Origin of the sequence: Halococcus qingdaonensis, from assembly GCF_024508235.1 — an archaeon.
Lineage (GTDB): Archaea > Halobacteriota > Halobacteria > Halobacteriales > Halococcaceae > Halococcus > Halococcus qingdaonensis.
Genome location: NZ_CP101943.1, coordinates 106,746 through 127,121 on the forward strand (window position 1 = coordinate 106,746; position 20,376 = coordinate 127,121).

Here is a 20,376-nt window from a genome sequence, read left to right on the forward strand (position 1 = left end):
TACATGAACTTTTGTCTGCTAGTATATAGGATGTATTTCATTATCGAAAGACAAACTTATCTCGGATCTTGTACGGTTCCTGGTCCCACAGCCGTCAGCGGACCCCCTCCCTCCTTCCGCAGGTTTATATGTACGATCACACAGACACACTCGTAGTTCCGCTGGAGAACCCATGACCGACTACGACGACCTCTTCGACGACACCGCGCCCGACGACAGCGTGTTCACCGACAAAGGCGCACTCGATCCGTTGGGCGACCCCGAGGAGATTGTGGCTCGCGAGGACCAACAACGTGAACTGGCGACCCTGCTCAACGGGGTCCACGAGGGCTATCTCCCGACGACGGTGTCGATCTACGGACCGCCCGGCACCGGCAAGACGCTCGTCACTCGGCGTCTCTGTGAGGCGTTCGCCGCCCGCACCGACGTGATGGCCGTCGAGTACGTCAACCTCAAGGAGTGTCGCTCGCTGTTCAGCGCCGCCAACGAGATCCACTTCGAGCTCACCGGCGAGAAAAAGGGTGCCTACGAGGGTCTCGACGGCGTCTTCGAGGGGATCTGGGCGGCGCTTGCGGACTATCCCGAGTGGACGGTCCTGCTCCTCGACGAGATCGATCAGCTGCGCCACGATACGAACTACGACCCAAGCGAGTTCTTCTATCGGCTGTTGCGCGGCGAGGGCAAGCGCACACACGACGTCCAGCTGTCGGCGTGGCTCCTCAGCAACGAACTGCTGGAAGTCGATCTCCGACTCGATTCGCGCGTCGAGAGCGCGATGGGTGGCGAGGAGGTGTTCTTTCCGCCGTACGGGAGAACGGAGCTCGAAGCCCTACTGGAGCCACGCGTCGAGCGGGCGTTTCGTGAGGGGGCCTTACCCGAATCAGTGTTCTCGGAGGGTGTTCGGGTGGCCGCAAACCGATGGGGCGACGCCCGGAAGGCGCTGCGCCTGTTCCGCCAGACCGGCGAGACTGCGACCGAACGCGGGCTCGAGCAGGTGAGCATGGCCTGTCTCGAGGCCAACTACGAGACGACCGAACGCGACGCGGTGCTCGAGAGACTCTCCACGCTGCCGCGGAATCACTTCCTGGTGTTGGTGGCGATCACGGGCTACCGACAGGGCGGGACGATCGTCCAACCCGTGACGACCGACCAGATCGAGTCGTATTTCGCAACCGAGCAGGTGCCCGAGGCGTTGCAACTCGGCACGCGGGCGATTCGGGAGGTCGTGACCGACCTCGAGACGATGGGGCTGGTCGAGACGTGGATCGAGTCCCGTGGGCAGGGTGGACGGGTCAAACAGCTCGCAACCAGCTTCGAGCCGGAGTGGGTGCGGGCGGCCTACCACGAACAGCGGGCCGGGACGCCGACGGCGGTCACCACCGCGTCGTCGGATGGCACCGAATCCTGACGGGCGCTCGATGGACGCTGTCCGCTGGGTTGACGGTCGACCACGACGTCGTTGACGGCAGCTGTCAGATGGATGGATGATTGGTGCAGTATCGTGTCGGGCTCACAGAGCGAGTGTCATGGGAGTTCACTAGCGCGGACGTTCGGGATCGACTCCCGCCTGTTTCACTTTCACCCCGCTCGAGGAACTTTTTCGGTCCCCGCCGCCGAATGGGAAACCATCGCATCCATGGATAGTCATCACCGGATCGTCCGATCATGGCTCGATTCACGGGTAGTGCGGCCAGCAGCAGTCCGATGGGTGGTACGATGAGCGTTCCACCGAACGAGCATGACGATGGAGGCTCCGAGCGCGACGCGATCCTTTCGATTCTGGCCGACCAGATCCGCGAGATCGACGCCCGGCTCGACCGCCTCGACGACGAGATCGACCCCGAGGATCTGGAGGCCCAACGAATGCAGGTCAAATGGACGCGGACGCTCGGCTATCTCTCCGGACAGTATCGCAAGCTGATGAAAGACACCGACATCGACGAACTCGAAGAGGACGTCGAGTTGCTCGAAACGGTCGCTGGGATGGACGATCGATGACCAAGCGCAGTGTCGAAACCGATTTGGCGGAACTGAGTGAGGATATCCTCCACGACCTCAGCCACAAACAACGCTTTGCGCTGCTGTTGAAAGCCACTGAGGACGACCGTGAGCAGTGGAAAGAGCGGTTGGTCGATACCATTCCGACCGCGACCTATCGTGGGCCCGATCCGGCCTACAGGAATCGAGGCTACATCCTGTTCGAGATGGCCTCACGAGCGTTCTACGAACTCCACACTCTCGCATTGCGATTCCAGTGGCTCCAGAGTCGGCGAACTCATCAGGAGCTGCTCGAGCTGCTCACGGACAACGACGATGAATCTCTCCCCGACCCGATTCGAGAACCCGAGACGAACCCACTGCTGCTGCTCGCCGAACTGTACATCACCTATCACGCCTACGAGCGCTTTGCAGCGCAGATCGTTGGCGTCGATCTAGAGACGTGGGCGATATCCCATCTCGATGGACAACAGATCCTCGAGTTGGTCGAAACGCTTCTGGACAGCTATCCCGATCTTCTCAACCAAGCAAACACCGAGTTCGAGCCCGTTCCCGAAGCGGAGCTTGAGGTGGCCGACGAGTACCTTCCCGGCGAGTTTCCCGAGGAGCCTCTCGATCAGCACGCCCTCCACGAGTACAGCCTGCTTGTGGACGTCTTCGACTATCAATTCGAGACGATAATGGCGGACCCGGGCCATCTTGGACTGTAGAACGGAGCGCTGATTCGCACCATGACCAAACGAAGCCTCGAAAACGATATCGAGGCGTTGAACCAGGAGGTCCTCGGGGATCTCTCCCACGACGAGCGATTGGAGCTGCTCCTCGAGGCGAATGCGAACCGCAAAGACAGCTGGCGAGAACGTCTGGCCGAGACGGCTCCACGGGCCATCTACGAGCAGATGGAGGTGGGCCTGACCCGTCGCGTGGAGGTCTCCTACACGATGGGACAGACAGCGACCGTTCACCTCCAGTCGAGTGCGCTCCGATATCTGTGGGCGTCGTCGGTGTTCGAGTACTCGGCCCAGGTCACGCTGGCCGACGAGGAGTTGCCACCCCATCCACTGGTTTCGATGGACGACTTCGACCCGACCGAGTTCCTCGTGGAGCTGTACGTTACCACCGACGCCTACCGACGGTTTGCCACCGAGGACCTGGGTGTCTCGCTCGAGACGTGGCTAGCGGGAGTGCCGGAGGGTGCTTCCGTCGTTGCTAGCGCGACCGACATCCTCGATGCGGAGGCCGATCGACTACAGCGACTCCAGGACGACTCGGAGCCGCTTCTTGGGGTGGCCGCGGACCTTCCCGACGATTTCGACGCCGCAATCGACGAGCGCTATACGATCATTTCCGACTTCTACAACGACGTTCTCGGAACGTGACGCGATATCGCATCGACATCCATCGCGTACAGCCTTGTGATCTTCCGTGCATCGGCAGCGTGTGATCTAGCTGTCTCACGTCGCCACGTCGTCCGATGGTGATCCGATCTCGACGGCAGCAACGGGGTCTTGGGTTCCCGTGTGAGTGTTTCTGTGGGTCGCGTTTTCGAGAGTTGCGGTGGCGTCCGTGTCGACATCACAGTGGGCGAGGATGACGCTCCGCCAGCGATCCAGTGCTGGTAGTGTCGTGAACACCGCCTCTCTGTCGGCTGGACCAGCAAACAGCTCGTAGTCGGGATCGAGGTCGAGTTCCGTTGCGATCCCGTAACAGACATCGTCCCAGCGGGCCGCGCGAGCGATCGGCCGCTCGTCGTCGGCCGTTCGGGGCTGTTTGTGTTCGGATAGCGACGACCACCACGGCACGAGCCACGCCTGCCATTTTCGGTGGCCGCCGTTGCCCGTGGGTTCGACGATTCCGAGGGCGGCCAGCTCGTCGATGTTGCGGTCATACGAGGCCGTGGAGATGTCTGCGCGTTTGATGATCGTGGCTCGCCCGAGTGGCTCGTCGGCGACGAGCAGCGTCTTGAGGACCGACTGCATCGTCGGTGGCAGCGCGGGCATGAGTCGCTCGGCGGGCAGCTGTGTGAGCGCGTACAAACTGTTGGTAATATGATTTCTTTATTTGCTACCTGTTGTGACTGTTTGCCAGGCGATTCATCTCGTCGGATTTTGGCTTGTGAGTGTTTCTGTGCTGTATCACACCCCTTGCTCCTGCCCAGCAATCGGTTTGACCTGGAGTTCTCCAAAACCATACTGGGAGTGCGATCCGACTCGTGTGAGACCGTTCTTCGCGGTTTCTACTGGCCGATCGCCGCGGTAGCGCACGATCTGCCCATGGTCAACCGTCTTGAGGTCGAATACCTTACGCTGTTCGAGGATCTTCTCCTGACGGAATCGCAAGTCCTCGCTGCTCTCAGCCCACCACCACGGTACGGGCCGATCGTTCACCGCGGGATACTCCGACTCCAGCACGAACGGCGTCACCAATTCGATGAGGTACGTCTCTGCGCCGTCAAGCCGCGAGTAATCAAGCGTGTCGAGATCAACCATCTGTGTGTCCTTCAGCATGACTTCGCCGTAACCGTAGTTACGCTTCCCGCCGAACTGGTGTCCGTCCAGTACACCTTCGCCAAGCGGGAGTACCGTTGGGTCATTGGTGTGCAGGTAGGCGTGAACGTACCAGTTCGTGGTCCGTCGTTGCTTCCGCTTGTCCTCCCGGCGACCCATGATGGTTTCGTGAGCAAGCGTCGGGTGACCCCCGTGGACACGGAGGTCGTGGGTGTTCAGTGTGTCGCGGGCACGACCGTCGAGAAGCCAGGTGTGTGACGCCTGCCGCTGGATGAAGAGATCGTCATACGCTTCCACGTCGGGGAGCCCGCTGCCGAGATACGGCCGGACACCCGACTGACTGTGTTCGTCGGGGAAACGACCGAACTGGCCGGGCACGAACACGCCGTGGCTCGCCGAGAGCGTAGCGTGTGTCTCGGGATCGAGCCGGTGGCCGAGCGCATGCAGGATGGCATTGCCCGACACGTAGTAGGGATGGCCGATGTAGTCCATCTGCAGTTCCCAGAGGACCTGCTGAATCCTCGTCATCGGTCGGGCCTCCACGCGGCGAAGTCTTCGAGATACTGGAGTGCGGTGCTCCACGACTGGATGCGGCGGAGATTTGCATCGAGGGTCATGTCGTATTTGTCGCGGTCGGTCGCAAGTGGGTGCGCTGTCAACCGATTCCACACTGCCGCCCACGATCGCCAGGGGCGGCTTCCGAGCCGAGCGGCGGGTCGTTCCTTGCTGTTCGCATCGATTCGAAGCGTAAACCGCTCACCCTCGAAGATCGTTCGAAACGGCTCGATTTCGTCTGGTGGGGAAACGGTGAGTCGGAGGGCAGCGAACGCGTTGTCATTGCGGTAGTTGTCGAGCAGCGCCGCTACGAGGAGCGTGTGATACTTCAGACTGGTGTAGGGGTGGTAGACGGACTCGTTGAACTCAGCGGCCACGTCACTTTCCAGCCACTGCTCGTGGGCGCTTGCAGCGTTCTCGATGGTGAGGAGGTCACGCACGTCGCTCTCGACGACCCCCTGTGAGAACTCACGGTGGTCGTAAACGGGGTCGCCGGTAAGCAACGAGAGCCGATAGCGATCCTCGTGAGTCGGGACGGTCCGCTCTCGTATCTGCTGTGGGCGTGAGAGCGCCGCCGCATCGTGGTCTGCACCCTCAGGGACAGCCTGATTGACGGCCACCCCAGCGAACGTCTCCCGGGCATCGTCATGGCTCTCACCCGTGAACTTGTGGGCGTCGTGGCGCAACGCCGCGAGCATCACGTCGTTCATGGCCCGGCCTCGATACGCTCGGCGAGTGCCGATGCGAACCCGGGCAGATACTCATCAGCCCACTCGGCGTCCTTGTCGTCCATCCCCTGTGTGCTGGTCTTCCCACGATCGAACACCCGACAGAGTTCGGTGTCGGTGTAGAGCGGATTCACTAGCTCACAGTCGACGATTCCACCGCCGAAGTTCCGGGCACCGCCGAGTTGGTGCATGAACTCCGTTTTCCTTTCATTCAGTAATTCGATAGATTCAACGAGCAGGCCGACGAACGCGGGTTTGGGCTCCCGAAAGGACAGATGCCAGGTGCCGTCGACGTTCGCGACGGCGTCGATCGTGGTGTTTCGCAGCGGTTCGCGGCCGTCTTCTTGGTTCCGTGAGACGACGTTTCGATTCAGCCGGCGGTAGTGACCTTCCGCTTGGCCACGCGTGTACTCCACGCTCGAACGGACGGGCGAGAACGTGATCGGCCGGCGCATCACCTTGCCAGGGCGATTCTCGAATCCGCCGAAGAGGTCCAAGATGACGCATCCGTCGCCGTCGTCGGTGTTGAGACAGTCGCCTTTTGGGTGATACCCGGCGTCGAGATCGCGTGCGTACACATCTTCCTTTCGGAAGTTGGCGTTGGCCTCACCGGGATGGCAGGCGGTACCGCCGCGCTCCTGCACGACCTGCTCCATCCCGTGACGGAGCCACCCCGATAGCGAGAATGCGGGAATGATGCCGCCGATCTGGTTTTGTGGATCCGTGTCTTCGTAGTTCCCGTTCGAGGCATGGTGGCGATCGGTCATGATCGTATCGCCAATGACGAGTAGATCCGACTGAAGGCGGACGTACACGTCTCGGATCTCCGATGGTGGTGTCCCAGCGTCCGTAGCGTTCGCCATTAGCTCACCTCCTCTCGACGAAACGCCGCCGAGCCCTCGTCTGCGTCCGCGTAATCGAGCACGGCCGCGGGCCCCTCGTCGGCGGTGAAGACGAGGCGATGGCCCTGGGTCGCGGCGTCACCCCGCAGTGTCAGTCGACCGCTGACGACGATCTCGGCAGCGCCCGTGGTGGGCGTGGTGATCGTGCCGTGGTCGGGAAGACAGCGCGCACAGTGGATCGTGGCGGTGGTCCATCGGGCTTCGTCCGAGAGGCGATGAGCCCCTAGCGCGACGTCGCTGCCCTCGCCGATCGAATGATGACATGACGAACACTGGGCGAACGAGCCGGTGCCGACCCCAGTCCCCGAGAGTACTTGTTGTGGAGTGGTCGAAATGGTGGTGACAGTGTGTTCGACAGTCATAGTGGTGTTCGGATGTCGGATACAGCCGGGTCGGTGTCTTTCGTGGTTGATGTGTTCTCGTTGCTATTGGTGGCCATCCCCTTCCGTCGCTTGGCGTAACTCACTGCTTCCGTCGCGTTGTCCTGTGGCATGCGCTCCCCGCGATCGATCGCTTGATCGATTTCGTTGATCATGTGGATCCCGGCGAGTACCTTACGGACATCGCACTCGGAGTAGATCCTGACGATGTGGGTCGGAACGTCGCCATCATAGCGTACTGCTTCGCCGTCCGTGCGGCGATAGGAATCGACGAAGATGACGGTCGCGCTAGGGAGGGCGACCGGCCCAGAACTGTCGAGGTCTAGGATACGATTATCGGTTGGAAGCTGTTCAACATCGTTTTCAATCGTTTGGGGCGTAACCATTGATGCTCTCGTCTCCCGAGAGCGAGGTCCCGCGCTGCAACGCGGGGCCAGTCCGATTCTGACAGCGCCTCGCTCTCTGATCGCGGCTACGTCTCTCAGCATCTTAAACTTTGCGTAGCAAATGTGCTATACAGGTATGCTAACGGAAAAGGTATAGCAAATGGTTACGTATAGGGTCACGTATGGCGACGAGACAACTACAGATGGTAAATGAGGATCATCAACCGAGCAAGTCCGAAGAGCGAGTCTTGGAATTTCTGCTCGAAGGGCGTGACGAGGGCTGTCCGTGGGGGCGCGCGAATCCAAAACTCATTCGCGAACACACAGGGATGAGCAAAAGCACGGTCGAGTATGCGCTGCGGACGCTTCGGACGGCCGGGTGGGTTCGCAACCCTGCCGAGGGAATTTACGAATACAATGAAGACCCACGGGAGAACAAAGACGGCTGAGCTTAGAGTGTAGGCGGTGGTAGTGTTCAGCTTAGCTGCGTTTCTAGTTTTCTAGTCAACAAGAACGATCACTGTCTATTGGTTTCGTTTGTAGAATCAGTCATTCTCCGATGTTCTGGGTAGTTCACCGATATACCGCTCGCGGTTGTTGGCGATCTTTCTCACTGTCGAGCGTGCGATGCCCGTTCGGCGCGCGAGCCCGCGTTTGCTCGCACCCTTATCGAGTTCATCGAGGATCACGACGGCCGCCTCATAGTCGTCGTTGGGCGTCAGATATCCTTCTGGACCCACATCGAAGCCAAACGGCGGGCGACCGTGCCACTTGCCCTGTTCGCGGCTCGCGGCGATGCCTTCGGTGATGTTGTCGCGTTTGATCTCGGCTTCGAGCTCCGCGAACGTCGCGGCCACGGTCAAGAACGCGCGCGCGTGTCGGGGTCGCGGTCGCCGGGATCGAGGTAGATGCCCATATCGAGGATGTGGAGCGCGACTTCGTTTTCGTCGACGATTCGTTCGACGGTCGCGGCGAAGTCTCGTACTGACCGCGAGAGACGTGAAACCTCCGAGGCAATCACGCGCTCGACGTCACCGTCTTCGATGGCTTCCATCAACTCTCGGTACCCGTCTCGGTCGGTGTCGGTGCCGGTCTGCTTGTCGGAATACACTTCGATAACGGAGGGTTCGACACCGAGACGGTCGGTGGCGTACTCGCTGGTGCGCTGACGTTGGCGTGCAAGATTTTGGTCGGTGGTGCTGACGCGACAGTAGAGGGCGGTTTTCGGGGTCATCTGGAGGTACTTTGTGCACCCCCGGTGTTGACTTAAAGATATCCACCTTTACGCCAGTCTGGCGAGAAACTATAGTTTTTGACCATGCCACTAAGCAGCAATTTGGTTCTTATTTTCGAATCGAACGGCCTGATTCGCTGACTCATGCTGATCCCGCCTGTGCCGCAGCGAGCCATCTTTTCTCCAGGGTGGAGAGAACCGTTCTCTTCTTTCCCACCTATTCTGGCTTGCTCCCCCGCTCAGAATGGTCCACCGGTAGCCAGGAGATACTTCCAGAGAGGCTTAAACCGCATATAGCAATACATTTTGGTTGGCTCGTCAATATATTGTTTGTGGGTTTGTGGCGACGGAGCAATCATTGAATGGTCGTCATTTCTTCGGCGCGTGAGATGAATCCGATCTCGCCGGCCCCCTGTAATGAAGCACATGGATCATTGCAGCCTGCAACAAACCCGCCCACATTTATACACAAAGCACCCGGTAACAAAGACGACTCCAAAATGGTCCGCTACGCCACCTACATCCGCGCCTCCACCGACACCCAAGAGACCGTCCACCAGCGCGACGCGATCAACAACTGGCTCGACGACCATGACGCCGACCCGAACGACGTCGACCGCTACGCCGACCTCGGCTATTCCGGCTCAGACCCCGGCCGCGAACAGTTCTCCGAACTCATCGACACGATCGATGCTGGTGAATACGAGTACGTCGTCGTCTGGGAAATCTCGCGGTTGGCCCGCCTCGGTAGCATCTACCAGCGGTTTTCGAGCGCTGCGAAGACGCCGGAACCACTGTGGCGATTACTGATGGGTGGATCTCCGAAGTACGTCCCGATGGCACTGGGAAGTTGATCGCGGACATCTCCGCCGCCGTCGCCGAAGAAGAACGCCGACGACTCATCAAGCGCGTTGAGGCCGGTGTCGCTTCCGCACAGGAGCAAGGCAAATGGACCGGACGGGTTCCCACCGGCTTCCACCATAACGACGACGGCTATCTTCAAGTCCTCCTCGACCCCGACCGCGAAGCTGGTGAGGTCGGCTATCTCGAAGTTCGCCGAGCGCTGGAGCGCGTCAACGATGACGAGTCCTACCGAGCGGTCGCGCGCGATATGCCGAACCTCACCCGGCAAGGTCTCATGAAAATCGACAAAGATCCCGCCCGACGCGGGTGGTATCTTGGAGCCGAAGCCGACGATAAGCGTGTGAGCACTGCGCTCGATGCTTTTGCCGAATCTAGTGAAACACGTTGAAGGCGAAGCAGTCAATAAGCCCGTGTAGCGGTGCTCCAACGAGGTTCAACGCTGTACGAACCCGGAGTTCATTGCGTGCGAGCGAGCCGCGCAGGGCGCGGTCGTTCGGCCACCTTCGTTCCTCGGCGCTCTTCTGTAGTACAGCGGAACCGAGTCACGGAGGTTAGGGCATCCCACCGACAGTAGTCGTCCATGTCCAAGGAACGCGCTGCGCTCGGCGGGATGCTTGAGCAACTCGTCGACCTCGGAGTAATAGAGTTCTGCCCCGAGCCGCTCAACGCCATCGTCGAGCGGCGACTCAAGGCTATCTTGACCACTCGAACCTGTCCAAACTGTGACGCCGATGCTCTCCACGCTCTCGACGGCTCAACGCGGATCTGGTGTGGGCGCTGTGGCTGGAAAACCACCTATACTCGTGGCACACCGTTCTACAGCTCGGAACTCGCCGGGAGCGAGTTCCTCGTCGCCTTCATCCTCTACGCTGATACCCTCCTCAGCATCAATCAGATCGCGCCGCTGCTCGACCACACTTACAAAACCGTCTTCGACGCGATCAAGAACATGGAAGCTGCGTTCGCTCGCGGCTTCCCCACCGTCTGGGACCGTATAGGTCACAGAACCACTGGACCGACACAGGTCGATGAGACCCAGCAGGTTTGCTCGGGATTCAAGGAGCAAGACCCACCGCGGGACGGACTGTCCCGCGGCGGGTCGCCAGAGGGCGGACGGACACGGTGGATGGGAGAACAAGGCGACGAGATGACGCTCGTCGCGGCGTGCCGCGACGTGCTGCGTGTCGTCTTAGCCGAGGAAGGCTCAGCGTATGATAAGAATCTCGGTCCAGTGATCAAGGTAGCAGGCGATCTCTCCCAGCCGTTGGGAGAGATCTGGACCGATGAGTTACCGGCCTACCAGGGCATGGAGTACGATCACCAAACCGTGGTTCATGACGAGCACTACGTCTCAGATGAGGGAATTCATACGAACCAAGCTGAGTGTCTCTGGTCGTTGTTGCAGCCGTGGCTAGCGAAATTTCGCGGCCTGCTCCAAGCAGGGCTTGGAGCAGGCCGCTCGGACCTATGGGTTCCTCCGGTCGTTGAATCTCGTCGGGGCACTGATCCATAGCCTCATCGATTGCGTCGCTGTCAATGCATTCCGCTAATCTACACAAGAGCGACCGCAGAAGTACAGAGAAGAACGACTGCGGAAATGGGATTTCTATAACAGATGGGTTCTCTACGGCATCCACGACGACCTCCCACGTTTGTGAGTTCTTGATGGTCTCACCTCTCGGGATCGAATCGTTCGGCCAATACCGACAGTAACTCCTGTTCCTCAGTTTCGATACCTCCGGACACGATGACAACAATAAGATATGGAATTGCGAATACGATTGCGGCGACCATCAGCAATAAGAATCCGTCGATAGGAAGTATCGCCGAAAGGGAGTACGTGCCGACGGCGATGACCGCTCCCCCCACACAGGGATATACCACGGTCTTTTGGATTGGATGAGCCCCGTTAAGCGTATAGAGTTGGTAGGAATAGAGACCATTGAGCATAAAATAAGCGACAGTCGTCGCAATGGCTGCCCCCACGTAGGAATACTCCGGTATGAGGATAAGGTTCAATACGAAGTTCACCACCGCGACGGCCACATTGTCGAGCATCATGGTTTTCGTTTTTCCAAGGGATGTCAACATATTGCCGTTTGGACCGACAATCGTGTGCGATAAGAACCCAGTAGAGAGCACGACAAGCGCTACTGCTCCCGTGACGTATTTCGGTCCGAACGTCAATCGGATGATTTCGCCGGGAAACATGACGAGAAACGCGAACAGCGGAACAGTAAATATGACTATCCATTTCACCGCTAATTGGTACATCCGGCGCATTTCAGTCATCCGTCCGTCGGAGTGCATCTCAGAAACCACCGGCATGAACACGAATCCAACCGAGCTCTGGACGAGCGTGAGCAGAATGGCAGTCGGATATACCGCGTTGTAGATACCGACGACACGAGTTGAGGAGAAGTATCCGAGCATCAGCGTATCGAGGCTGGTGAACACAAGCGAGACCGCCGCAGTAATCATTAGCGGTGCCGAGAACGAAAGAAGTTCTCGGCGGATGGAGACGGACCGGAGACGTTTCAAAAGAGGTGTGTGTCGAACGAGGTAGTAAACGCCGACCATCCCTGCCAATGCATACGACAGGACATATGCAGCGGCCATCCCTGTCGCCGCGAACCCGAGCGTGAAGAAGACCGCTATCAATCCGAGACGACTCACAGGGAGCGCGATATTCTGAATATAGACTTTTGGGAGCGAGCGCTGATTTCCCCGCATTGCTCCGACCGCGAGCTTTGCGATAGCCGCGAACGGTATTGCCAGCGAGAACAGTCTAATCACCGGCTTAGTGGCAGGAGCATCAAACACGTCTCGCGCCAAAGGACCCGCTGCGAAGAACAAGACCGCCGTCGCGCCGAGCGATAGTGGAATGACAAATTTAAGCGAGGCGATCAGAACACTTCGCTTGAATACGTCAGTATCGTCCCGCGGAAGATACCGGCTGACGCCGGTGTCCAATCCAACAAGTGCCATCGTTGAGGCTATCGTCAATATCGTGAGTCCTATCGAGATTGCTCCGTATCCTCCGCTCGGGAGAAATCGCGCGATCAAGAGTCGCCCGACAAACGAGAGGCCGCGTCCGAGAACGAACCCAGCGAAGAGTATTCCACTCTCCTTGAGAATGAGACCGAAGAGGGAATCGAGCGTTTGAGCCACGAATCAACTTTCTAACGTTGAAGTATTAGACCGCTTCGAAACGCGAATTCAGCACGCTTGCGATAGTAGTAGCTGGTCTGATCTCACGGGAACCCGCTAGCACCGATTGCTTCGGTACCCGAAATGCCCACCTGCTTCGTTGATGGCGGAGCAGGCTCCGCAACTCCCGCATTGAGAACTCTCTATCCCAGGTCCAGAATGTAGTGTGATCCGGCGATTTCTCTAGCCCGTACACATCAAAAATTCCGGGCATCACGTTGAAGTAGCCCTCACAGTGTCGGAGCAGTTTCCCGATTTCCTCGTATTGCAGCAGCATGTCAGTTTTGAGTCACTCAGCATACTCACTATCGTCATCTTTGTCGGCGACAGCAGATGTGTCTGGATCGTAATCTGCAGAAGGAAGCGGTGATCAATAGAATATGGAAAAGGAACTCCACCTACTTCAGCCGACTAAGTTAACAGTGCCTGCTATAGAGTGATGTCATCGAAGAAATAAAATCATTCCCAATCTTCAAATTCGCATTCCTACCAACAACCTTTTCTAAACCATTATCCCCAAATTGTGCCCTGAGCTGCCTGTTTTCAAGCAGCTCTCGGACATGAGTGCGAGCAATTTCTGTTTCACTAACGTCAAACAAATATCCAGTCTCATCATGAGTGACTTGTTCTCGCATACCAAATGAATTATTGGCAATAACCGGAAGGGCCGAACTCATTGCTTCCAAAATAACATTAGGATAGCTATCGGCATAAGACACATAGAAAAAAACGTCCGAATTAGCATATGACTGGGCAACATCTTTTTGAAACCCGGCCAATGATATTTTTTCAGATATATTTTCTAAATTTTCCTCCACATAGCTCTCTAGTTGGGTATAATACCTACCACCTCCGACAATCATATACTCCACCCCATTCTTTTCTTCAAGTATTGGACGTAGTATTTCAAGACTTCGCTGAACACCAGCGTATTTTTTCCTGAAACCAAGATTAGTGACAGTAGTTATGGTTAGGGAATCATTATTATATGGCTCAGACCGCTGAATGAAGTTTGAGCTAATCGGCACATTGACCACTTCAATCTTATCGGCTTCGATATTCGCATCTTCACTGATCTCTTTTTTAAGACTATCAGAAACTGTAATGACTCCATCTGCATGTTCAAGCACTGAAATAGTAGAAATATAGAATAAATAATAGTATATTGCCGAGAGATATTCTGATTCAGATATCAAATCATCCAATTCAGAACGTTCTACAGTATAAGGATTACCACCTAATCGAAAGATTAGCTGCTTCCTTATCACTTTTGAAAATATATACATAATAATAGCAATAGCTCCACCCCCATCAAGTAAGATGATGTCTGTATTCTGTCGCACACTCTTTTTACCACAGATGGCGAGTAATGATAATATACGCTCAAATAACCCATTCGAGGAAAGGTCAATATGAAAACCACTTGAAGAAGCAATTCGCAACGGCTCAACCGTATTTTCTGGACGACGATCTGATATCGAGAGTATATTAATACTCATCATTCATGTGAAGATATTATCGTTTCAGTACTGGTGTTGGGATAAAAGTTCCAACCAAGAAGCATTAGGTGCATAGATACGAGTTGCTGTGTTGTCTACAAATGAATTTCGGAAGCAGGATCCAAGTTGCAGAGGTATTGATAATTCCGATTCGACTATTTAAATTGCCCTCCGAGAGTCGACTGTCCGAGAGTTTGTTCATAACAATTGGCGAGCAGAGCAGAGAGTACACTGGCAATTCGGTCTCCAGTATTCAGTCATACCCAGCGAATGTGACGGAAGACACACCGATTCCGAGACGGAGAAGGCGGTGGCGCAGAATCAGTACCTCACAAAGCCATCTTTCTGATATTACCGTAATTTGCCCGATGTTTACTGTAACGGTGCAGTCGTGCGGTTTTGACGCCTATTCGGCGAGTCGTTGAGCGAGAAGTTGAGCCAGAGCTGCTTCATCGTGTTCAAGTGCGATTGCTGACGCGGTCGCAACCGCGTCGGCGATGCTGTCACAATCGTACTCGATCATGACCTCAGTTACCTGTTCAAAGACCTCATCAGGAACTGTGATCGCGTTGTAGCCTTCTGGAGGCATACCTCGTTCTCCGCTCAATTACAGTAAAAGCGTGGCGATTTACGGTAATATCAGTGATCTAGCTTTGTGAGGTACTGAGAATGGTTCTCATAGCGTGATGGTTGGACTGGCGATGTCGTTGTCTCGTTGGTGATTCGTGAGTGCAACAGCGAGCCGAAGACACAGTGCCAAGAAGACGTGAGATTCGACTCTGACTCGGCCTCGGACCCGTGGGGTCCCGAGGCCGAGATCCTTACAGACGGCGGTGGCGCAGAAGTCTTCACATGGATTGCGGTAGGACGGATCTGACGTGTCTACCTCCAAATCCATCCTACCGGATAACGCGACGGGCGAACAGGTCTTCAAAGCACTGGAGACTGAGACAGCAGCGCTTTTCGAACACCTCGATCTCTCGTTTCTCGTCAGCTATCCCGTGTTCGCCCTCGATCCGAGGGGGCGAACACGGGTTCACCGGCCCCCGGAGCTCCTGAAAGGTCTCCTTCACTGCTTCTACCATGATATCTACGGTCCGCGTCCAATGGCCCGAGAACTCCATAACGAGGATGTCTGGCGGCAATGTGGATTCACGCGTCCGCCGGGACGGCGGACGCTTGAGCGATTCATCACTGACTTCGCGCTCGTTGCCGAGGACGTGTTCATCACGTTGGTTCACGAGCTTGCCGAGCAGGTTCCGCTCGGCAAGCTCTATCGGATCGATGGTACCGATATCCCTGTCGACCAGCAGGATGATGATGCTGAGTGGAACTACGATCACGCTGAAGATGACTTGCCCTGTTGAACGCAAGACAGCGGCGGGGTGGGGTCAGTAGACCGCTACTCCACAGCGAGAAACGCACGATCCTCCGATCAGAAGATGCAGTAGCTGTCGCCGATGACGTTCTGTGAACACCCAGAAGAGCATCATCTTCGGACTTCTCTTGGTGATGACGGCGATGCCTCTGACCAATACGCTGGAGAAAGAGAGCAGGCGGCGAGCCTAACTCGCCGCCTGCGACAGATTATGGACGATGCACTTGCGAGTGAGCTCTCGGAACTGGCCGTGCCAGCTTCGAGAGCGCAGCTTCTTACCGTCGTCTTCCTTGAGTAGTGAGAAGCCGGTCTCGCCCATCCACCGCTGGTGGTAGTCATCAGCGTCCATCCGCGCGTTGTGTGCCTGTTTCAGCGGGGTGTGCTCCTTGTGCTTGATGAGCGGGCGCGTTGACTCACCGCGACACTCCTCGCGGAGGTCGCTCCATGAGTAGTTCGCGTCCGCGGCCAAGACCCGCAGGTCTTCCGCGTTCCGGCGGAAGACCTGCATTCCGATGTGACCATCCCAGCTCTTGCGCGTCGTGTAGTGGACATCCCTGATCGCCAGCGTGTTCATATCGACCAAGGTCGTCGTTTTCAGCGACTGGAAAGAGTAATCAGCACGATTGCGGTAGTGGTGGCTGGTCTGATCGCGTTGGAAGCCACTGGCGTCGATGGCTGCTTCACCACTCCAGCCGGCCTGCTCCGCCGAAGTGCGGAGCAGGCGGCGTAGCTCACGCATCTGAAACTGCTGCTCCCAACGGCAGAACGAACTGTAGTGCGGTGCTCGTTCGAGGGCGAATTCGTCGAGGATAACGGTTGAATCATTGAACCACGCCTCGGTCTCACGGAGACTCTTGTCGAGTTCGACGCGCATCAGAATCAGCGCGATCTGGACCCACTCGGCGTACCCGCTGTCGCCATCCGGCGCAGCGGGTACGTCTGGATCGTCGACGTGCTGTTTGCCAAGGCGCTTACACTGTCGCGCGAGCGGTCGTTTCGACTTCATATCGCAAGAGGGCGTCCAAATCCCCACAAGTCTCACGAAAACACCAGGGAAACCGGCTGAGTGTAGCTTCAAGCATAGTCTTGCTAGCTTTCTTCGAGCGGAACAGGGTAGAGCCGACGTAGCTTGATCCGGGCGTCATCGGTGGTGAACTGCCAGTCGATGAGTCGGTCAGCCGCATTGCGATCCACCTGCCACGCAGCGACCTCCGGGAGTGGTCTGCGAAAGAGTTGAACCCTTAGAGAGCCTCTCTACGGTGATGAAGAACAATCGGCGAGGTCTGTTGGTGAGGCATCTGACGGGAGGTGAGCTTGATCAAGCGATTGCAGATGCTCAGAAGGCAGACGAGACCCGTCTCGTCCGGCGGCTGTGTTACGTGAAGAACCTCTACGTTGGCGATACGCGCGAGGAAGCAGGCGACCGCGTCGGGATCTCCCGATCCACGACGCGGCGGTGGGCACGCGCGTGGAACGAAGCTGGTGTCGAGGGCCTTCGGCCGGGCTTCGGCGGCGGTCGGCCGCCGAAGCTCTCTCCCGAACAGTTCGACGAACTCTGTGACATCCTCAAGGAAGGTCAGCCCTGGACGCCGCGAGCGATCCACACACTCATCAAAGAACGATATGGCGTCACGTACGATCCAGCTCACCTGAGCCGGAAGTTGCGTACGAGCGGGATGCACTACGCTAAACCACGCCCGATGGATCCACGTAGTCCCGAGAACGCAGATGAGATACTCGCCGAGCGCCTCGCCAAGGCGCTCGGCGAGAAGGATACCGATGAACAGGAGGATGATCCCGTCGTGCTGGGGTTCTTTCGATGAAGCGTGGCCGCAGCCGTTCGACAATTCTCAGCGAATGTGGTCGTACGACCGAACGGTAACGATCGAGAAACCGCTGGTGACAGCTCCGTGGCGCTCGTTCGGCTTCTATGCACTCACTGGAAAGAGTACGATCTCGTTCGGTGAACGAATCATCAAAGAAACCGTCTGTGAGGCCTTGGAGACGATCCGTGAGCAGAACCCGGTCGGTCGGATTCTGCTCGTGGCGGACAACTACGGATCCCATCACGCGAAGCTCACGCAGGAACGGGCCGACGAACTCGGCATCGAGTTCGTCTTCATCCCGCCGTATTCGCCGACGTTGAACGCGATCGAACCGCTCTGGAAGAGTCTCAAACGAGAGATCTCACCGGAGATCTACGAGGACGAAGATCACTTTCGAGAGTTCCTCACCGAGAAATTTCTTCGATTGAGCCGTCAGCTGAGCTTTGCGGTTGATTGGATCGACACGTTTCTCCCAGATGTCCAAAAGCTACGCTGATCACTCCCGGAGGGTCGCTGCGTGATAGATCCGCCGGTCGAGACATTCGCGTTTGAGCACCCCCAGTTCGATCTCGGCCATGTTCAACCAACTCCCGTTCTTCGGGGTGTAGTGAAACTCGAAGCGATCAAGATACGCTTGGGCTTCCTCCGGTGGGAAGAACCGGTAGAAGCCAGCCGGATTGTGCGTGTTGAGATTGTCGAGCACCACCCGGATGCAGTCCGCATCCGGGTAGTGCTCGTCGGCGAGTTCGACCATCCGGTCAATCCACTCGGTAGTGCGTCTGCGCTCAGTGATTTCGACGTCAACCCAGCCAGTCAGCGGTTCTGTAGCGAGGTGGATACGCTGTTTGCCGTTACGTTGGTAGTGATGATCGACGCGTGCGACCGCTCCCGGTTCCGCCGGGAGCGGGTCGCGTTCGTGGCCGCGAAGCGCTTTGCTGGACTCGTCGAAACAGACGACTGGGCGGTTCTTGTCGTATGGTTCGTGGTAGAGGTCAAGGACGTCTTCCATGCAGTAGACGAAGTTAGCGTCTTGTTCGGGCGGGATCGCCCAGTATTCAGAGAGATGCGGTTTTAGGGTGTTTTTTAGACGCTGACGAACGGTTTCGTGAGAGATCGACTCGAAGTCGATCTCGTCGAGGGTAACGAGTTCGTCGGCGAGGAGATGTAGCGTCCAGCGTGAGTGGCCCTCTGGAGGGTCGCTACAGGCGAGTTTGATGAGATGAGCTTCGGCTTTTCCGTCAAGCTTGGGCGTGTATTCACGGTCGGGCTTGCGGCGATGAATCGCCACGAGCCCTCGTTCGGCGTAGCTCTTGCGGGTATTGTAGGCGGTTTTCCAGTGACAACCGACGTGCTCACTGATTCGCGAATCAGTGAGGCCATCATCGGCTTTCAGGAGAATCCGGGCACGGGTGTTGTCCTCGGCCTTTCGCTCGCCGGTCGAAATGAACCACTCAAGCGTTCTGCGGTCTTCGTCAGAGAGATCGACAACGTGCTTTTTCGTTCCCATTCCAGTAGAGATGCGCCGAGAGAGCATAACCTAGCAGGTCAACGGTTGAAGCTACACTGAGTGAGGTACTGAAATAGCCAGATTAACTGATTTCATCACAGATTGACGAGAACGCGTCATAGGAGGGATATTCGTAGCAATCCGTGAAAAATTCCTCTTGTAACTCTGCGCGATCTTTTTCATAGCGATCGATTCCATTAAGTGCGCTTTCCAGGTCAGCACAAAGTTCGTCTGTAGACTCAGAGACCGGACCAGGAACGTGTTCTTCGTAATCAAAATATAATCCTCGTGTCGATTTATACTGTTCAAGATCTGGCGCATAGAAGAGAATGGGTTTGTCCTCAAAAGTAAAATCATAGAATATTGATGAATAGTCGGTAATGAGGATGTCACAATATTGGAGAAACGGGTACAGGTCATCACCATTCTCTAGCAAAAATACCCGTTCGTATTGATCATAGGGGATATCCAATTCATCATGTGGGTGAGACGATACATACATGAAAGAATCTCTCTGTTTGAGAAGTCGATCAATTTTTTCGAAATTCGGCTTAATATTAGACAAAGAGAATCCATTTTCTTTGCCAAAGGCGTTACGCCACGTTGGTGTATAGAATATAATATCATGTTGCTCGGACATCGATGAAATCTTATCCAATTCTTGCGTACAAGTTCTGATATTAAAATTTTTATCTTCTTGATAGAAAACATCAAGCCGTGGGTATGGTGCTATAATGAATTTAGAGCTATCTAGGTTTTTGGCTTTTCGGAATGTTTCTAGAGGCGTACCTATATTTGTGACGACAAAATTCGACGGGCCAACAAAAGAGTCCCAGAGATATCGCTTTAATCGTTTCATAACGCCGAGATTTGCTTCGCTTACATCGGTACCCATCTTTTTTAGCGCATTTCCGTGATGGGTATCGATTACAGTTGCGCCACCAAGATTTTTTCCAAATTGGGGACCATGGGTTTCAATTGCAACCCCTGCTCTGAGAAGACGGAACCGGCCAAGTATAGAATCATGTTTGTAGGCAGAGAAACCACTTTCTCGGAGTTCTGAGACGACTCCTTCAGATGTCCCGATCCAGCTAGCTGATATCTCATCTCGTTCTTTGATGCAGTAGAGAAATAAATATTTTGAGTTCTCTGCGAATCGATCGCCTTCTCCAGCGATGAACACCCACTCTGATTCCCGTCTAGGGAACAAGTATGAAATGGCGAGAACAATAGCGAAGGAAGAAAACTTGAGGAACCGTTGAGCTACGGACATATATAGGAATATTGTTCGCCAAATATAAACATGGGGAAAAAGAGTCTACAGTCGGTACTTCCCGTCCGTGGCTGCCGCAAGCTGAATGTCAGTACCTCGCAAAGCCGGTTAGTTGAAACGTCTACTTGC

General features: G+C 56.2%; 21 protein-coding genes and 5 pseudogenes. 10 read left to right on the forward strand and 16 right to left on the reverse strand.

Going from position 1 to position 20,376, the window contains the following annotated elements; genetic code table 11:
• Positions 1-172: 172 nt before the first annotated feature.
• The 4 genes from NO363_RS00605 (at position 173) to NO363_RS00620 (ending at position 3,377) form a co-directional block, all read left to right on the forward strand.
• Positions 173-1,408, forward strand: a complete 1,236-nt coding sequence (locus NO363_RS00605) for a Cdc6/Cdc18 family protein (protein WP_256686109.1) — start codon at positions 173-175, stop codon at positions 1,406-1,408.
• A gap of 308 nt (positions 1,409-1,716) precedes the next feature.
• Positions 1,717-1,998 carry a DUF8136 domain-containing protein gene (locus tag NO363_RS00610; RefSeq protein WP_256686110.1) on the forward strand — a complete coding sequence of 94 codons (282 nt, stop codon included), beginning with the start codon at positions 1,717-1,719 and terminating at the stop codon, positions 1,996-1,998.
• The gene (locus tag NO363_RS00615; protein ID WP_256686111.1) at positions 1,995-2,708 is read left to right on the forward strand and encodes a hypothetical protein; all 714 of its coding nucleotides are present in this window, start codon (positions 1,995-1,997) and stop codon (positions 2,706-2,708) included. The genes NO363_RS00610 and NO363_RS00615 overlap by 4 nt, the downstream gene beginning before the upstream one ends.
• 21 nt (positions 2,709-2,729) lie before the next feature.
• On the forward strand, positions 2,730-3,377 hold the full coding sequence (locus NO363_RS00620; RefSeq protein WP_256686112.1) for a hypothetical protein: 648 nt from the start codon (positions 2,730-2,732) through the stop codon (positions 3,375-3,377).
• Between the two features lie 75 nt (positions 3,378-3,452).
• On the opposite strand, the gene NO363_RS00625 is transcribed toward NO363_RS00620, so the two are convergent.
• The 6 genes from NO363_RS00625 to NO363_RS00650 form a co-directional block, all read right to left on the reverse strand.
• The gene (locus NO363_RS00625) at positions 3,453-4,034 is read right to left on the reverse strand and encodes a hypothetical protein (protein ID WP_256686113.1); all 582 of its coding nucleotides are present in this window, start codon (positions 4,032-4,034) and stop codon (positions 3,453-3,455) included.
• Positions 4,035-4,133: 99 nt separating this feature from the next.
• A complete protein-coding gene (locus NO363_RS00630; protein ID WP_370525599.1) occupies positions 4,134-5,033 on the reverse strand; it encodes a hypothetical protein in 900 nt (299 codons plus the stop codon).
• Complete coding sequence (locus NO363_RS00635; protein WP_256686115.1) at positions 5,030-5,770, reverse strand: DUF8168 family protein; 741 nt, start codon at positions 5,768-5,770, stop codon at positions 5,030-5,032. Before NO363_RS00635 ends, NO363_RS00630 begins: the two co-directional genes overlap by 4 nt.
• A complete protein-coding gene (locus NO363_RS00640; protein WP_256686116.1) occupies positions 5,767-6,651 on the reverse strand; it encodes a hypothetical protein in 885 nt (294 codons plus the stop codon). The genes NO363_RS00635 and NO363_RS00640 overlap by 4 nt, the downstream gene beginning before the upstream one ends.
• Positions 6,651-7,052 (reverse strand): DUF8112 family protein, encoded by a 402-nt coding sequence (locus NO363_RS00645; RefSeq protein WP_256686118.1) that lies wholly within the window; start codon positions 7,050-7,052, stop codon positions 6,651-6,653. The genes NO363_RS00640 and NO363_RS00645 overlap by 1 nt, the downstream gene beginning before the upstream one ends.
• Entirely contained in the window at positions 7,049-7,456 is a 408-nt protein-coding gene (locus NO363_RS00650) for a hypothetical protein (protein ID WP_256686120.1), read from the reverse strand. The genes NO363_RS00645 and NO363_RS00650 overlap by 4 nt, the downstream gene beginning before the upstream one ends.
• Before the next feature lie 182 nt (positions 7,457-7,638).
• On the opposite strand from NO363_RS00650, the gene NO363_RS00655 reads away from it, so the two are divergent.
• Entirely contained in the window at positions 7,639-7,905 is a 267-nt protein-coding gene (locus NO363_RS00655) for a helix-turn-helix domain-containing protein (protein WP_256686121.1), read from the forward strand.
• Between the two features lie 96 nt (positions 7,906-8,001).
• Here the strand turns inward: NO363_RS00655 and NO363_RS00660 are convergent, their stop codons facing one another.
• A complete protein-coding gene (locus NO363_RS00660; protein ID WP_256687987.1) occupies positions 8,002-8,313 on the reverse strand; it encodes a serine integrase family protein in 312 nt (103 codons plus the stop codon).
• A 2-nt stretch (positions 8,314-8,315) separates the two neighbouring features.
• On the reverse strand, positions 8,316-8,690 hold the full coding sequence (locus tag NO363_RS00665; protein ID WP_256686122.1) for a recombinase family protein: 375 nt from the start codon (positions 8,688-8,690) through the stop codon (positions 8,316-8,318).
• A 500-nt stretch (positions 8,691-9,190) separates the two neighbouring features.
• Between NO363_RS00665 and NO363_RS00670 the strand changes: the two genes are divergently transcribed.
• The 3 genes and pseudogenes from NO363_RS00670 (at position 9,191) to NO363_RS00680 (ending at position 11,104) form a co-directional block, all read left to right on the forward strand.
• Entirely contained in the window at positions 9,191-9,544 is a 354-nt protein-coding gene (locus NO363_RS00670; RefSeq protein WP_256686125.1) for a recombinase family protein, read from the forward strand.
• Positions 9,487-9,942: a serine integrase family protein gene (locus tag NO363_RS00675; protein WP_256686126.1), complete on the forward strand. Its 456-nt coding sequence runs from the start codon at positions 9,487-9,489 to the stop codon at positions 9,940-9,942. The genes NO363_RS00670 and NO363_RS00675 overlap by 58 nt, the downstream gene beginning before the upstream one ends.
• Positions 9,943-10,134: 192 nt before the next feature.
• Positions 10,135-11,104 (forward strand): annotated as a pseudogene (locus tag NO363_RS00680) (IS1595 family transposase).
• Positions 11,105-11,225: 121 nt separating this feature from the next.
• Here NO363_RS00680 and NO363_RS00685 read toward each other — a convergent pair.
• The 4 genes and pseudogenes from NO363_RS00685 to NO363_RS00700 form a co-directional block, all read right to left on the reverse strand.
• On the reverse strand, positions 11,226-12,725 hold the full coding sequence (locus tag NO363_RS00685; RefSeq protein ID WP_256686128.1) for a flippase: 1,500 nt from the start codon (positions 12,723-12,725) through the stop codon (positions 11,226-11,228).
• A gap of 455 nt (positions 12,726-13,180) precedes the next feature.
• A complete protein-coding gene (locus tag NO363_RS00690; RefSeq protein ID WP_256686129.1) occupies positions 13,181-14,263 on the reverse strand; it encodes a glycosyltransferase family 4 protein in 1,083 nt (360 codons plus the stop codon).
• Positions 14,264-14,669: 406 nt separating this feature from the next.
• A complete protein-coding gene (locus tag NO363_RS00695; protein ID WP_256686130.1) occupies positions 14,670-14,852 on the reverse strand; it encodes a hypothetical protein in 183 nt (60 codons plus the stop codon).
• A gap of 87 nt (positions 14,853-14,939) precedes the next feature.
• Positions 14,940-15,086 (reverse strand): annotated as a pseudogene (locus NO363_RS00700) (IS5/IS1182 family transposase); the annotation flags it as partial.
• A gap of 55 nt (positions 15,087-15,141) precedes the next feature.
• On the opposite strand from NO363_RS00700, the gene NO363_RS00705 reads away from it, so the two are divergent.
• A complete protein-coding gene (locus NO363_RS00705; protein ID WP_256688001.1) occupies positions 15,142-15,630 on the forward strand; it encodes a hypothetical protein in 489 nt (162 codons plus the stop codon).
• 198 nt (positions 15,631-15,828) lie between these two features.
• Here the strand turns inward: NO363_RS00705 and NO363_RS00710 are convergent, their stop codons facing one another.
• Complete coding sequence (locus NO363_RS00710) at positions 15,829-16,647, reverse strand: IS5 family transposase (RefSeq protein WP_256686131.1); 819 nt, start codon at positions 16,645-16,647, stop codon at positions 15,829-15,831.
• Between the two features lie 83 nt (positions 16,648-16,730).
• Positions 16,731-16,853, reverse strand: a pseudogene (locus NO363_RS14125) (IS630 family transposase); the annotation flags it as partial.
• A gap of 50 nt (positions 16,854-16,903) precedes the next feature.
• Between NO363_RS14125 and NO363_RS00715 the strand changes: the two are divergent.
• Positions 16,904-17,963: pseudogene (locus NO363_RS00715) on the forward strand (IS630 family transposase).
• Positions 17,964-17,966: 3 nt separating this feature from the next.
• Here NO363_RS00715 and NO363_RS00720 read toward each other — a convergent pair.
• Positions 17,967-18,974 (reverse strand): annotated as a pseudogene (locus NO363_RS00720) (IS630 family transposase); the annotation flags it as partial.
• Between the two features lie 82 nt (positions 18,975-19,056).
• On the reverse strand, positions 19,057-20,247 hold the full coding sequence (locus NO363_RS00725; protein ID WP_256686135.1) for a CDP-glycerol glycerophosphotransferase family protein: 1,191 nt from the start codon (positions 20,245-20,247) through the stop codon (positions 19,057-19,059).
• Between the last annotated feature and the right edge of the window lie 129 nt (positions 20,248-20,376).

What these genes read in the sequence shown, in the direction of transcription:
- NO363_RS00605 (WP_256686109.1), top strand. Translation starts at nt 173, where the DNA reads ATGACCGACTACGACGACCTCTTCGACGACACCGCGCCCGACGACAGC.
- NO363_RS00655 (WP_256686121.1), top strand. Translation starts at nt 7,639, where the DNA reads ATGGCGACGAGACAACTACAGATGGTAAATGAGGATCATCAACCGAGC.
- NO363_RS00610 (WP_256686110.1), top strand. Translation starts at nt 1,717, where the DNA reads ATGAGCGTTCCACCGAACGAGCATGACGATGGAGGCTCCGAGCGCGAC.
- NO363_RS00615 (WP_256686111.1), top strand. Translation starts at nt 1,995, where the DNA reads ATGACCAAGCGCAGTGTCGAAACCGATTTGGCGGAACTGAGTGAGGAT.
- NO363_RS00645 (WP_256686118.1), bottom strand. Translation starts at nt 7,052, where the DNA reads ATGACTGTCGAACACACTGTCACCACCATTTCGACCACTCCACAACAA.
- NO363_RS00630 (WP_370525599.1), bottom strand. Translation starts at nt 5,033, where the DNA reads ATGACGAGGATTCAGCAGGTCCTCTGGGAACTGCAGATGGACTACATC.
- NO363_RS00665 (WP_256686122.1), bottom strand. Translation starts at nt 8,690, where the DNA reads ATGACCCCGAAAACCGCCCTCTACTGTCGCGTCAGCACCACCGACCAA.
- NO363_RS00710 (WP_256686131.1), bottom strand. Translation starts at nt 16,647, where the DNA reads ATGAAGTCGAAACGACCGCTCGCGCGACAGTGTAAGCGCCTTGGCAAA.
- NO363_RS00620 (WP_256686112.1), top strand. Translation starts at nt 2,730, where the DNA reads ATGACCAAACGAAGCCTCGAAAACGATATCGAGGCGTTGAACCAGGAG.
- NO363_RS00695 (WP_256686130.1), bottom strand. Translation starts at nt 14,852, where the DNA reads ATGCCTCCAGAAGGCTACAACGCGATCACAGTTCCTGATGAGGTCTTT.
- NO363_RS00650 (WP_256686120.1), bottom strand. Translation starts at nt 7,456, where the DNA reads ATGGTTACGCCCCAAACGATTGAAAACGATGTTGAACAGCTTCCAACC.
- NO363_RS00640 (WP_256686116.1), bottom strand. Translation starts at nt 6,651, where the DNA reads ATGGCGAACGCTACGGACGCTGGGACACCACCATCGGAGATCCGAGAC.
- NO363_RS00725 (WP_256686135.1), bottom strand. Translation starts at nt 20,247, where the DNA reads ATGTCCGTAGCTCAACGGTTCCTCAAGTTTTCTTCCTTCGCTATTGTT.
- NO363_RS00635 (WP_256686115.1), bottom strand. Translation starts at nt 5,770, where the DNA reads ATGAACGACGTGATGCTCGCGGCGTTGCGCCACGACGCCCACAAGTTC.
- NO363_RS00690 (WP_256686129.1), bottom strand. Translation starts at nt 14,263, where the DNA reads ATGAGTATTAATATACTCTCGATATCAGATCGTCGTCCAGAAAATACG.
- NO363_RS00670 (WP_256686125.1), top strand. Translation starts at nt 9,191, where the DNA reads ATGGTCCGCTACGCCACCTACATCCGCGCCTCCACCGACACCCAAGAG.